Origin of the sequence: Pseudomaricurvus albidus (assembly GCF_018863235.1) — a bacterium.
Taxonomy (GTDB): Bacteria; Pseudomonadota; Gammaproteobacteria; order Pseudomonadales; family Cellvibrionaceae; genus Pseudomaricurvus; species Pseudomaricurvus albidus.
The window spans coordinates 59,524-71,905 of record NZ_JAHKRS010000010.1; the positions used below are offsets into that span (position 1 = coordinate 59,524).

A 12,382-nucleotide genomic window follows, 5' to 3' on the forward strand; every position below is an offset into this window, starting at 1 on the left:
ATGGCCGGATTATTAAGTTCCGCCATTTCAGGTTTGAAGGTCAGTCAAAATGCTTTGCAGACGACGGGTCACAATATTGCCAATGCCAATACCGTAGGCTACAGCAGGCAAAAAGTAGAGGTTGCCAGCAATACCGGGCAATTTACCGGAAGTGGATTTATTGGGAACGGCGCCAGTGTTACTACGATTGAGCGAGCCGTTGACCAGTTTTTGATATCGCAGTTACGAGGTGAGACATCACTGTCGGCAGGCCTCAATGCGTTCAATGAGCAAATTGGCCAGCTGGATAATTTGTTGTCTGATTCAACAACCGGGTTGTCGGGAAGCCTGAATCAGTTTTATGCCGCCATGGAAAATGCAGCCGATGACCCGGGATCAATCGCATCCCGTCAGCAGTTGATCAGTCAGGCAGAAAACCTTGCGGGTCGTTTTAACACTCTTTATGACAATCTTGAAACCCTGGAGCAGGGCGTCAGTCAAAATATGATCGCAGCGGTCGATCAGATTAACGTTTTGTCCAAATCCATTGCTGAACTGAATCTGAGTATTACCAAGGCTGCTGGAGAAAGCGGTCATATGCCCAATGATTTGCTCGATAAGCGCGATGAGCTGTTGCGACAAATGTCTGAGCTGGTCAATGTGGATGTGGTCGATCAGGGCGATGGCATGATTAATGTGAATGTCGGCTCTGGACAAGCGCTGGTCGTCGGCAACTCCTCTCGTGAAATTGCAGTAGTGAATGGCAACCCGGATCCCCAGAAAAAAGATATTGCTTATGTCGACGGTACCCAATCCCAGGTGATTTCCCGATACATCAATGGCGGGCAGTTAGGCGGCTTGATGGAGTTTAACAGTGAAACCCTGGCTGGAGCTTATAACGAGCTTGGGCGGCTGGCCATTGGTCTCAGTGATTCCATTAATAGTGCACACAGTCTCGGCATTGATTTAAATGGCCAGCTGGGCGGTAACTTTTTTAAGGATGTTAACAATGCCAGCCTGACGAGTAGCAGGGCACTGGCGGACAGTCGCAATTCCCTGTCCAGTGGTCAGGTGACTGTCGAAATCACTGATGTCACCCAATTGACCACCAGTGACTATGTGATGGAAGTATCCCCCGATGGTGTGAGCTATCAGGTCACTCGCGAATCCGACGGAAAGGTGGTATTTGCGGATAGTACTTTGCCGATAGAGTTCGATGGTGTGGTTCTGGATATTTCCGGAACGTTGAATGCCGGAGATCGTTTTTTGATTCAGCCTACCAAAACCGGGGCTCGAGACATAGATACCGTTATTTCCCAACCCGCACAGCTGGCACTGGCAAGCCCTCTTGAAACAGCCACTGACAGCGGTAATGTAGGAGCTGCCAGTATCAGTGCGGGTTCAGTGACCAGTCTGACGGACATCAATGGCAATCCTTCGTTTTTCTCAACCAGTGGCACGATGACTCCACCGTTGGTGGTTCAGTTCACCTCAGCGACCACCTACGACATTCTGGACAACAGTGACCCGGGTAACCCGGTGGCGTTAACGCCACCCATTACCAATCAGACATTCAATCCGGGGGCCAGCAACACGCTACCGCTTGAGGATTTTGGAATATCGGTGAGTATCGATGGTGCCCCGGCAACCGGTGACCGTTTTACTCTCAGCTTCAATGACAATGCCTCGACAGATAATCGAAATGCCTTAAGCCTGATTGGTGTGACTCACTCTAATGTGTTGGACGATGGCCAGACAGCCCTCAGCGATGCATACAGCCAGCTGGTGCAAACAGTGGGCAGCCAGGCAAATGCATCGAATATCAATTTGGAGGCCAGTCAGCAAATACTGACACAAACACAGAGTTTGCGGGACTCCGTTTCCGGGGTGAACCTGGATGAAGAGGCCGCTAACCTGATTCAATATGAGCAGTTGTATAACGCCAATGCTCAGGTGATTTCTGTGGCTCGCGACTTGTTTGATCGCTTGACCAGCATCTTCTGATTGCGGATTTAGTTTTTGACAGGCATTGACCTATGAGAATTTCAACCATACAGATCTTTAATATTGCCAATAACAGTATTCGTGATTCAAGCAATGCTATTGCCAAGACTCAGGAGCAGTTGTCTACAGGGCAACGTATTTTGACCGCCTCTGATGATCCAGTGGGTGCAGCCAAGGTATTGGAGTTAGAGCATAATCTGTCACGTATTGAGCAATACGGGAAGAATATTGATCTGGCTGAAAACAGCCTGTCGCTGGAAGAAACAACCCTCGACAGCGTCTCAAACCTGATTCAGCGTGTTCGGGAGCTTGCAGTAAAGGCGGGCAACACAGCAACACACACGCCACAAGACTATCAGAACATTGCCAGTGAGATTAACGCACGCATCGACGAGTTGAAAGAATTGATGAATGCTCAAAATGCTGCTGGCGATTATATTTTTGCAGGTTATAAAGGCGGCGAGGCGCCGTTTACCGGTAATGCACAGGCTGGCTTTGAGTTTTTGGGCAGTGAGGGCGGGCTTAACATCAAGGTCTCTGAATCCACTTCTGTCCAAGTCAGTGATTCGGGTAAAGATATTTTTTGGAATATCCCGGCCGCTGAAAACTCAATGCGAACGTCTGCCAGCAGCGTCAACACTGCGGATCCTGCCGCTAAAATCAGCGTGGGACAGATCGTAGATCAGGAGGCGTACGATGCTTTTTACCCTGAAGATATGATCATTACTTATGATCAGGGGACAGACAGCCTGTCGTTCACAGAACGTTCTACCGGCTTGCCGGTGACAGATCCTGTCAGCGGTCTGCCAATGACGGGCATTCCTTACACTCCGGGTACGGATATAGAAGTGCATGGCGTCAGTGTGAGAATGACAGGGCAGCCTGATGACGGCGATCAGTTTTTTATCGACTCTTCTCCCAATCAGGACATATTGACGACCTTGAGTCGCTTCAGTGAAGCGATGAGTAACTATGACGGCTCTGAAGACAGTAAAACCGCATTGACTACCGTGGTAGGCAATACGTTGGATAATCTGGATAACACGCAGGAAGTCTTATCTCAGACGACTGCAACGCTTGGGGCGCGTTTCAATACGCTCGACAGTATGAGAGAGCAGCACCTGGATACACAGCTGTATACTCAGGAAGTTCTTGGTGAGATTCGCGATCTGGATTACGCCGAAGCGGCCACGCGTTTGTCGGCCCAATCTTTAATTCTTGATGCTGCCCAGGCGAGCTTCATGAGAGTCAGTCAGTTAACCTTATTCAGTCGTATGTAATAGACTGTCTGCTCTTCTCGTTATTGTTGTTGATAGGCGTTGATGGATTGCTTCGCCTTATTGAGTTTCATTAATTCTTCCTGGGACTGTTTCTTCAGTTCCTTGGCGTTTTCCAAAAGACGTTGATCCTGATTTCGTACTTGATCGAACAGGCGTTTTGCGTATGAGTGAAGATCTGCAGGCAGATCTTCTGTAAACGTATCACTGACTGCCTGGTTACGGTCTTTTATCAGGCGTTCAACGTTCTCCCAATTCTCTCGCTCAAATTCAGCCTCGAGTTTCTCAACAATTGACGCGACCTTATCCAGAAGGTTTTTAAATTCTGTTGAGTTGTCCGTCATGTTCGAGCCTTCTTCATATCTACATGGTGTAAAACAGGCATGGTATTGCCTCAGCCATAAATATTAAAGGAAAAATGAATAACTTGAGGCGGCAAGGGGAGGAAGACTCTTGCCGCTTTGCTTGAAACTCCTCACTTAATAATAGGCAAGGAATATTTTTAATCCTTTGTTTTCAGTGAGTTACAGTTTTTTTTAGATTTTGGCACAGCCATTGCTATATCTCTGGTGTGAAAAAACTTTCGCGGTAAAACCGGCAAGCACAGGCCGCTGTTACCAGAATGATCATTTGGCCAATGCTAAGAATTGGCGAGCTCTTCAGTAAACAGGAGAATTATTATGCCATTAGTCATCAATACGAATGTGGCAGCGCTGAACTCTCAGCGGCAGTTGGTTAAATCAGGCGATGATATGGCTCAGGCTATGGAACGTCTGTCATCAGGTAAGCGTGTTAACTCAGCAGCAGACGATGCCGCTGGCCTGGCGATTGCCAACCGTATGACATCACAGATTAAAGGTCTGGATCAGGCCGTACGAAATGCCAACGACGGTATTTCCATGATTCAAACCGCAGAAGGTGCGCTGGATGAAACCACAAACATTCTGCAGCGTATGCGTGAGCTTTCCATTCAGTCTGCGAACGGAATTTATTCTGACGCCGATCGCTCGACTCTGGATGCTGAAGTTCAGCAGCTGAAAACCGAGCTGGATCGTATCGCTGAAACCACTTCTTTCAATGGACAACCGCTGTTGGATGGTTCCCTGAAAGATGTTGATCTGCAAGTCGGTGCAATGGCAAATCAGGTTGTGACCATGGAGATTGGTTCGTTCAGTACCAGCTCTTTGGGTGGCAGCTCTGGTGATATTGTTGGTTCATCAGCCGTGAATGGGTTGGCAGATCTGACAACTGCTTTCACCGCAACCGGTGATATTACCATCAATGACACAGCAATTACCGCCATCGATCATACCGCACCTGAAACCGATACCATCAATGAAATCCTGGCTTCCATGAATGAAGATCTGGACGGTAAAGGGGTTGAGGTTTCTACTCTGGTGAGTGTGGAAGCGACCTCCGTGGGTACTGGTCTTCTGCGAGGCGGAACGGACACTTTGTCTATTAGTGTGATTGATGGTGATGGTAATACCCAGGCCTATGTCATCTCCGACACTGAAGATATGAAAGATCTGGTGGCAAAAATCAATGCCGAAACCAGTGTTGAGGCCAGCATTAACGAAGATGGCAAGCTGGTTCTGTCTCAGGAAAATGTGCAAAGTATCACAATTGTCGATAGCACCACCAATCCAGATAACAATGCCAGTGGTCTTGCAGATGCGACCACCAACTTTTCGTTGGTGCTGACAGACACGAGTGCAGATAAGAAGGGCATCAAGGTTGAAATTGCAGCAACCACCACGGCTGCTGAAATGGCGGCATTAGGTCTGAACGTTCAGGACGACGGCGGTGCGCTTCAGGGAGCTACGGTTGATGCCAACGCTCTGACCGAAGGTGATCTGATTTTGAATGGCGTACCGGTCGGAGCAATTGTCCCGGCTGCAGCAACTGCGACAGCCAAGGCAACAGCAACCATCGATGCGATTAATGAGATTTCTGAACAAACAGGCATCGTGGCCTACGCGGGTACAGCCGCCGATTCAATTGCATTGCGTTCAGCCGATGGGACTGAGTTCTCCATCGAAGCTGGTAATGGTCTGACTGCAGCGCAGTTGTTCACCTCCATCGGCCTTACTGAGCAAAATGCCTTGTCCGGTGTTGGGTCCATTGCCAGTGTAAGCATTGCGACGGCTGAAGGTGCTCAGAAGGCAATCGAAATTGTCGATCGTGCCTTGGAGCAGATTAACGCCACACGCGCAGATTTGGGTGCAGCCAATAACCGTCTGGATTTCACCATCTCCAACCTGATGAATGTGTCCGAAAATACTTCAGCTTCCCGCTCACGGATTATGGATGCGGACTTCGCTGCGGAAACGGCCAATCTTTCGAGAGCGCAGGTTTTGCAACAAGCATCCCAGGCCATGCTGGCTCAGGCGAATGCAAAACCACAGCAGGTTTTGCAACTTCTGAACGGATAATCAGCACCAGAAGTTCTAAAAAATTTGTTGATTTTTTTCTTGAATGCCCAATTGCTGGTGACAGTGGTTGGGCATTTTTAATGCCCGATAGTTTCGTAACTATATGATATAAAAGGAGTATTTTAGGATTTTGGTCACTGTCTTCAGCTTTGTTTTTCAAGTGGGTTGATCATTAAAGTTAGATCGTGTGGTGCCGATAAGAGTTTCAGAAGCGCTAGAAACAGTTTGTTTGTGACGCGTTTCACAAGCCAAAAAACGACTGGTCACACAGGCTGGCGTTGGTAATGAATACTTATGGGAGCATACAATGGCTTTAGTAATTAACAGTAATATTTCTTCATTAAGTTCACAGCGCCAGTTGGTTCAGTCCGGTAGCGATATGGCACAAGCCATGGAGCGTTTGTCCTCTGGTAAGCGTATTAACAGCGCGGCTGATGATGCAGCCGGTCTGGCGATCACCAACCGTCAAACTGCGCAAATTAAAGGTTTGGACCGTGCAGTGGCTAACGCCAACGACGGTATTTCACTGATTCAAACTGCAGAAGGGGCACTGGACGAAAGCACAAATATTCTCCAGCGTATGCGTGAACTTTCAGTTCAGTCTGCCAACGGAATCTATTCTGATGCCGACCGCTCCACTTTGAACGCAGAAGTAGAACAGCTGAAAGCTGAAATTGATCGGATCGCAGAAACGACTTCTTTCAACGGTAAAAATATCCTGGATGGCAGTAGCTCACAGATATCTCTGCAGGTAGGTGCCGAAGCCAACCAGACGATTGATATCAGCCTGGAAGCCTTCGGTGCCAGAGAGCTGGGAGGTACTTCTGGAGATGTTGTGGGTGAAGCAACCGCTAATGGTTTGAGTGATTTGAGTGCATTTACCGGTGCTGACGCAAATACCACACTCTACGTCAATGACGTTGCCCTCAGCAGCTTGGCTGATGCGGCTGCCGGTACAACCTTGAATGATAAAATCGCATCCATTAATTCAGATCTTGATGGAAAGGGCGCGGAAGCTAGTGCTTTGGTTGAGAGCGAAGCTAATTTAACCGGTAACGGTGTGCTTGTGGCGGGTACTGACAAGTTAACTTTGACCGTGGTGGATGGTGATGGCAACACTCAGGCTTACGACATTACCGGCACTAACAACATGGAAGAACTGGTTGATAAGATCAACTCTGATACCTCCATTACTGCCAGTCTTTCAGAATCCGGAAAACTGGTTCTGAGCCAGGAAGGAGTAACTTCCATCTCAGTGGGTGGTTCAGGTACAGCTGCCAACGATGCGGCTGGTTTTGATGGCTCTGAAACTGACAGCAATTTCCGTCTGGTCTTCAACGATACCAGTGGGACTGGTGCTGGCGTGAAAATTGAAGGCGGTGACGATGTTGCAGCTACCGCTGGGACTATGACTTTGGTTGCTGCTCTGGGTCTTGATGTCCAGGATGATGAAGGCCGCTTGCAAGGTGCTACAACCACCACACAAAATGCCTTGAAAGAAGGTGACCTGATAATCAATGGTATTGCGGTGGGCGAGGTTGATGCCGGAGCTGATGCTACGGGTCAGATGAATAACCTGATTGATGCTATCAACAAGATCAGTGATCAGACTGGAGTGGTTGCCTTTGCAGGTGAGCAAACCGATGGTATCGCTTTAAAATCTACTAATGGTCAGTTGAGTATTGAATACGGTGAAAATGCTGCGTCATCCATTGCCACAGATACTGGTTTGCAGGAGCGTAATGCTGTTGGCGGCACTGGCTCCATTGCTTCTGTTGATATTTCAACTCAGGCGGGCGCTCAAAAAGCCATCGATATCATCGATTCCGCTCTGGAGCAGGTTAACGCCCAGCGTGCAGATCTGGGTGCGGTAAACAACCGCCTGGACTTCACTGTAAGCAACCTGATGAACGTATCTGAGAATACTGCAGCTGCACGCTCACGTATTCAGGATGCGGACTTCGCGGCAGAAACTGCTAACCTGTCCCGTGCTCAGGTTCTGCAGCAAGCCTCTCAGGCGATGCTGGCTCAGGCAAATGCAGCTCCACAACAGGTACTGTCACTGCTGAGATAAGCATAAACAGTATTAATTTTGGCGAGAGTCTTTGAGGAATCAAAGGCTCTCAATAAAGTTAAGGAGTAAGCCCTATGAGTGATATTGGATTTCCTCAGTTTAAGCAAGACGTCGTCGCCAGTATTACCCCGGTTTCAGGTAGCGGCAATAGGGGATCGGTTTCCGTGAGCAGCGGCCAATCTTTGCCGCAAGGTATTTCCGCCGAGCCCACGGAAACTGATTTCCCCGTTACCGAAAGTGGTGTCAATCAGGCTATTGCAGAGCTAAATAGTTATGTCCAAAACGAACAAAGGGATTTAATGTTCAGTTTGGATGAGGGAACGGGGGATATGATTGTTCGCGTTATAGACCGCTCCAGCGGGGATTTAATTCGTCAAATCCCTCATGAAGTCGTTCTGGATCTGGCTGCAAAAGCTCGTGAAAACGAACCGCTGCAGTTGATCAGTATGCAGGGATAATCAATCTCTTTGATACAGCTTGTATCTAACCTCTAAAAAGCACGCCAATGGCGTGCTTTTTGCATTTTGTCTGTTTGATATTGTTTCGGGTAAAGATATCAGAGTCGCTGCCGATAGCGAGAGTGAGTAATAGTCTGTTTGGCAGTGTAATGATGAGATGTTCAGAGGCTTAATTGATGGATTCCATTGGCGGTAATATTATCAGCAGCTTGGGCGCAGGTTCGGGGTTGAACTCAACCTCACTGGTCGATCAGTTGACTGAAGTCGAACGAGCCCCCAAGCAGGCACAAATCGACACCAAAAAAGAAACCATTGAATCTCAGATTTCAGATTTCGGTTTGATCAGAAGTGCGCTGTCGACTTTGCAGGACGCTGCGGATGTATTAACCGATTCCGCAACCTTTAACAGTAAGTCTGCCAGCTTTGGTGAAAGCAGCGCATTTATTCCTGTGTCTCTGGATGAAGAAGCACCGGTTGGTAGCTACTCGTTCGAAGTGCTGGATGTGGCACGTTCACAATCTCTTGCAACTGGCGCCACTTTTGCCGCGCCCACCGATGCTATTGGTAAAGGCACTATTACTCTGGATTTTGGCAGCTGGGACACGGCTGAACCACCCACTACTTTCACAAACAATGATGACAAGGATTCATTAATCATCACTATTGATGACACCAACAATTCTCTAAATGGACTCAGGGATGCCATCAATGAAGCTGACGCGGGTGTAACAGCCAGTGTGGTTAATGATGGTAATGGGTATCGCTTATTGCTGACGGCTGAGTCTGGCGCGTCAAATCAGCTTCAGATCAGCGCCACAGAAGAGGCCGGGGCAGAAGGCTTGTCGGCTTTCAATTTCAATGAAAGCTCCATGAATATGACTCAGGCCCAAAGCGGCAAAGATGCGCTATTGAAAATTAATGGTCTGGAGGTCTCCAGAAGCTCTAATAATATTGACGATGTGTTGGATGGATTCAGTTTTACCCTGGCCAAAGCCGACCCCGGCAATGTGGTTAATGTTTCAATCACTGAGGATAAGGCAGGCGGCGAACAGGCAGTTCGTGATTTTGTCGATACATTCAATGCGTTTTTGGAAGCCATTGAACCAGCGATTGGTTATGACAGCGAAAACGAAGAAGAGGGAAGTCTAAAGAAGGATCCCACTGCCAAATCGATCCAATCTCAAATCCGTGGCCTCATTAGTGCCGGCGTTCCCGGGATAGAAGAGGGGTTTACTGCGTTAACCAATGTGGGGATACGTACTGAGATTGATGGAACCTTAAGTATTGACGAAGAGGACTTTAAAAAGGCTTTTGATAATAACTATGACTTGATTAAAGATCTGTTTAATACAACGGCTGACAGTAGCTCCGACAAAATTATCGTCAACAGTACACGTCCGGAAGCAACTCCGGGATCCTATGATGTTGTGATTACACAAGAGCCTCAAAAAGGCGGGCTCACTGGCTCTGCTGCTTCTGCTGGATTGTTAACCGATTTGGCGGCCAGCCCCACTTTCGGTAGCGCGACAGGATCACCCAGCGCTTTTACCGGAACTGATTTGGCAACCCGTGGTGCTGTAGCGGGTGATTATGGGTTTGATATTGCCGTTGACGGTGGTGGTGCTGTCAGTATTCAGTTGCCAATTGCTGACTATGCGGATGAATCTGCTATAGCGGCTGCTTTACAGGCAGAGTTTGATAACCAAAACGTCGGCGCCGACATTGTTTATAACGGTACAGAATTTGTCGTGACATCTCGCACGGCAGGTTCAGCCTCTTCGGTTGCTATATCCAATGTTCTGGAGAATGTACCGGGTGAATTTGGTCTGAGTGCAGCCACAACCACCCAAGGCTCCGGGCCGGTTGAAGGTGATTATGATTTCTCTATTACCGTTGATGGTGTGAAATCCGGAACGATATCTTTGGTTCCTGGTAATTATTCCAGTCATGAAGAACTTGCCACATACCTGCAATCCCAGATCAACAATGACAGCACTCTGAAGGCCGCAGGCGCGGATGTGGATGTGGCGTGGAATGGTGATCATTTCGAAGTGAACTCGCGTTCTTACGGCAGTAAATCCAATGTCAGTGTGACGGCCATCGGTGCTAATGCCTCTGATCTTGGGCTGGATACCGGGGTAAGTCAGGCGGGCCAGAATGTTGCCGGTACGATTAATGGTGAAGCAGGCTTCGGTCTGGGAGAAGCTTTATTGCCAGCTCTGGGAAGTGAGGCTTATGGCATCAGCTTGATCGTTCAGCCTGGCGCGACTACAGGAAGTGTTAATTTTTCCAGGGGCTTTGGTTCAGAACTTAGCCAGATCATTGACGGATATCTTGAAAGCAATGGCATTCTTGCTCAGCGAGAAACGGGGCTGAATGACAAGCTGGAGTCACTGGATGTGGAGCAGGAAAAGCTCGATACGCGAATGAGTGCGTACTATGAGCGTTTACTCTCTCAGTTTATGGCTATGGAAAATATAATTAACAGTTTAAACAGTTCTGGCAGCGCCCTGGATAATCTCGCAAACAGTTTGCCGTTTACCGCGCAAAATAATTAAGCGCTCAGTATGGCTCATGATCGCAGAGATTTCGAAAACCGTTAAAGTTTTGTCTTGAGTCGCCGTAATAATTTATAGACATAACTGATCGCAACTATCGGTAACAGGAGAACAAAGTGAACGCACGTGCCGCAATGCAAAGCTACGGACAGGTACAGGTTAATGCTGGTGTAGAAGATGCCAGTTCCCATCGCCTGATTGGTATGCTGTATGAAGGTTTGCTGACACGAATTGCTCAAGCCAAAGGAGCTTTGTTGCAGAAGGATATTGAAACCAAAGGTAAAAAAGTTTCCGAAGCTATGAATATCCTTATGGGTTTGCGTGAATTCCTGGATGTGAACACCGGTGGTGAGCTGGCTCAAAATCTGGATTCACTTTACGACTATATACAACGCAGTCTGATGCAGGCGCATATGAAAAATGACGAATCCAAGTTCGATGAATGTCGTGATCTGCTTTTGCCGATTACCGGAGCCTGGGCCGAGATTTCTTGATTTCAGCCACGTTTGCTGAAGGCCCCTGAGTATAGGGGCCTTTTTTTTACTTTTGTCTTATTCTTCCCTTTCTTTATTCTAATCTTAATATTACCCTCGATCTTTGATTGGCACAGTCTGTGCTTTATTCCACAGAGAAACGATCAGGTGGCAAAAAACTGCCACTTCCGGATTTTTCCTGTTGAGAGGAGATGACTATGTCAATTGCAGTGACTCAGGCCGCCGTTCAGATGGAACAAAACGCCGAAAACTTAACACCCCACGCGGTGATTCAATTATTACTTGATGGCGCTCTGGAGCGTCTGGATCAGGCCGCATTGCAGTTACGCTGTGGCCGTGAAGATCAGGCCGGGCAGTTGATGCATAAAGCCATTGGCATTATTAATGGCCTGCGTGAAAGCCTGGACTTTGAGCTGGGCGGCGATATGGCAATCAGACTGGATCGTTTATACGGTTATGTTATCCAGCGTCTGGAAGAGGCTGAGGCGGATACAGGTGAATTGATTCTGGCTGAATCCAGTAAGATGCTGGCGGAGCTGAAGTCCGGATGGGATGCCATTGAGGCTTAATCTTTCGTCGGGTCTTTTAAAAGGGGCTCAATTGCAGACTTTCTCTTAATCATTCTAAGTTAATTGCCTGTTCTGCCGTTATATACTTCAGTAGAGATTAATAACTGGAGTGGGTATGACGCTTATCCCAAATACTCAGATGGTTCTGGGGCGAGAGAAAAAGCAACTGGCTGAAGCGCTTTCCGATAGAGACTGGCACGCTGTCAAGCATGGTGACCTCCGCATGATGGAGGCTGTATCCAATGCGGCAGACGATCCTTCTAAAGATATGGCTACCTTACTTAAGGAGCTGCGTGAGGTCGTGGGCTTGTATCGGGATATCCTGGCACAATGCGATATTAATGTTCAGGCCTTGTCAGCAAACTCCGATGGTTGATTTTTGATCGTCTTCTCTGTTTTTAGAGAAGCATAAGCTGAGGTGTATGCCTGACTTCAGTGTGTAGTTTCAGTGTTTTCTCTGGTTTTATGCCTTTGTAGCAGGCATCAGCAATTCAGTTGTTTCTATATCATCAGTCATTTCCTTTCTGGGCGTCT

Annotated in this window: 10 protein-coding genes; 9 read left to right on the forward strand and 1 reads right to left on the reverse strand. The window is 47.9% G+C overall.

Annotation, left to right across the window (positions count from 1 at the left end; translation table 11 throughout):
• Together flgK and flgL are read left to right on the forward strand one after the other, a co-directional pair.
• Nucleotides 1-1,983 carry a flagellar hook-associated protein FlgK gene (gene flgK / locus KOI40_RS15140; RefSeq protein WP_216098378.1) on the forward strand — a complete coding sequence of 661 codons (1,983 nt, stop codon included), beginning with the start codon at nt 1-3 and terminating at the stop codon, nt 1,981-1,983.
• A 32-nt stretch (nt 1,984-2,015) separates the two neighbouring features.
• On the forward strand, nt 2,016-3,263 hold the full coding sequence (gene flgL / locus KOI40_RS15145) for a flagellar hook-associated protein FlgL (RefSeq protein ID WP_216098379.1): 1,248 nt from the start codon (nt 2,016-2,018) through the stop codon (nt 3,261-3,263).
• Between the two features lie 20 nt (nt 3,264-3,283).
• Here flgL and KOI40_RS15150 read toward each other — a convergent pair whose 3' ends face one another.
• A complete protein-coding gene (locus tag KOI40_RS15150; RefSeq protein ID WP_216098380.1) occupies nt 3,284-3,604 on the reverse strand; it encodes a hypothetical protein in 321 nt (106 codons plus the stop codon).
• A gap of 336 nt (nt 3,605-3,940) precedes the next feature.
• Between KOI40_RS15150 and KOI40_RS15155 the strand changes: the two genes are divergently transcribed.
• The 7 genes from KOI40_RS15155 (at nt 3,941) to KOI40_RS15185 (ending at nt 12,224) form a co-directional block, all read left to right on the forward strand.
• Complete coding sequence (locus KOI40_RS15155; RefSeq protein WP_216098381.1) at nt 3,941-5,695, forward strand: flagellin N-terminal helical domain-containing protein; 1,755 nt, start codon at nt 3,941-3,943, stop codon at nt 5,693-5,695.
• Between the two features lie 307 nt (nt 5,696-6,002).
• Nucleotides 6,003-7,769, forward strand: a complete 1,767-nt coding sequence (locus tag KOI40_RS15160; protein ID WP_216098382.1) for a flagellin N-terminal helical domain-containing protein — start codon at nt 6,003-6,005, stop codon at nt 7,767-7,769.
• Nucleotides 7,770-7,843: 74 nt separating this feature from the next.
• Nucleotides 7,844-8,227, forward strand: coding sequence for a flagellar protein FlaG (locus KOI40_RS15165; protein ID WP_216098383.1), 384 nt, complete (start codon nt 7,844-7,846; stop codon nt 8,225-8,227).
• 176 nt (nt 8,228-8,403) lie between these two features.
• Nucleotides 8,404-10,785: a flagellar filament capping protein FliD gene (gene fliD / locus KOI40_RS15170; RefSeq protein WP_216098384.1), complete on the forward strand. Its 2,382-nt coding sequence runs from the start codon at nt 8,404-8,406 to the stop codon at nt 10,783-10,785.
• 116 nt (nt 10,786-10,901) lie between these two features.
• Nucleotides 10,902-11,279, forward strand: coding sequence for a flagellar export chaperone FliS (gene fliS, locus KOI40_RS15175; RefSeq protein WP_369413196.1), 378 nt, complete (start codon nt 10,902-10,904; stop codon nt 11,277-11,279).
• A 197-nt stretch (nt 11,280-11,476) separates the two neighbouring features.
• The gene (locus tag KOI40_RS15180) at nt 11,477-11,848 is read left to right on the forward strand and encodes a flagellar export chaperone FliS (RefSeq protein WP_233710314.1); all 372 of its coding nucleotides are present in this window, start codon (nt 11,477-11,479) and stop codon (nt 11,846-11,848) included.
• Between the two features lie 115 nt (nt 11,849-11,963).
• Complete coding sequence (locus KOI40_RS15185) at nt 11,964-12,224, forward strand: hypothetical protein (RefSeq protein WP_216098386.1); 261 nt, start codon at nt 11,964-11,966, stop codon at nt 12,222-12,224.
• Nucleotides 12,225-12,382 lie beyond the last annotated feature (158 nt).

Coding starts and splice junctions, on each gene's coding strand:
- flgK (WP_216098378.1), top strand. CDS start 1: ATGGCCGGATTATTAAGTTCCGCCATTTCAGGTTTGAAGGTCAGTCAA.
- flgL (WP_216098379.1), top strand. CDS start 2,016: ATGAGAATTTCAACCATACAGATCTTTAATATTGCCAATAACAGTATT.
- KOI40_RS15150 (WP_216098380.1), bottom strand. CDS start 3,604: ATGACGGACAACTCAACAGAATTTAAAAACCTTCTGGATAAGGTCGCG.
- KOI40_RS15155 (WP_216098381.1), top strand. CDS start 3,941: ATGCCATTAGTCATCAATACGAATGTGGCAGCGCTGAACTCTCAGCGG.
- KOI40_RS15160 (WP_216098382.1), top strand. CDS start 6,003: ATGGCTTTAGTAATTAACAGTAATATTTCTTCATTAAGTTCACAGCGC.
- KOI40_RS15165 (WP_216098383.1), top strand. CDS start 7,844: ATGAGTGATATTGGATTTCCTCAGTTTAAGCAAGACGTCGTCGCCAGT.
- fliD (WP_216098384.1), top strand. CDS start 8,404: ATGGATTCCATTGGCGGTAATATTATCAGCAGCTTGGGCGCAGGTTCG.
- KOI40_RS15180 (WP_233710314.1), top strand. CDS start 11,477: ATGTCAATTGCAGTGACTCAGGCCGCCGTTCAGATGGAACAAAACGCC.
- KOI40_RS15185 (WP_216098386.1), top strand. CDS start 11,964: ATGACGCTTATCCCAAATACTCAGATGGTTCTGGGGCGAGAGAAAAAG.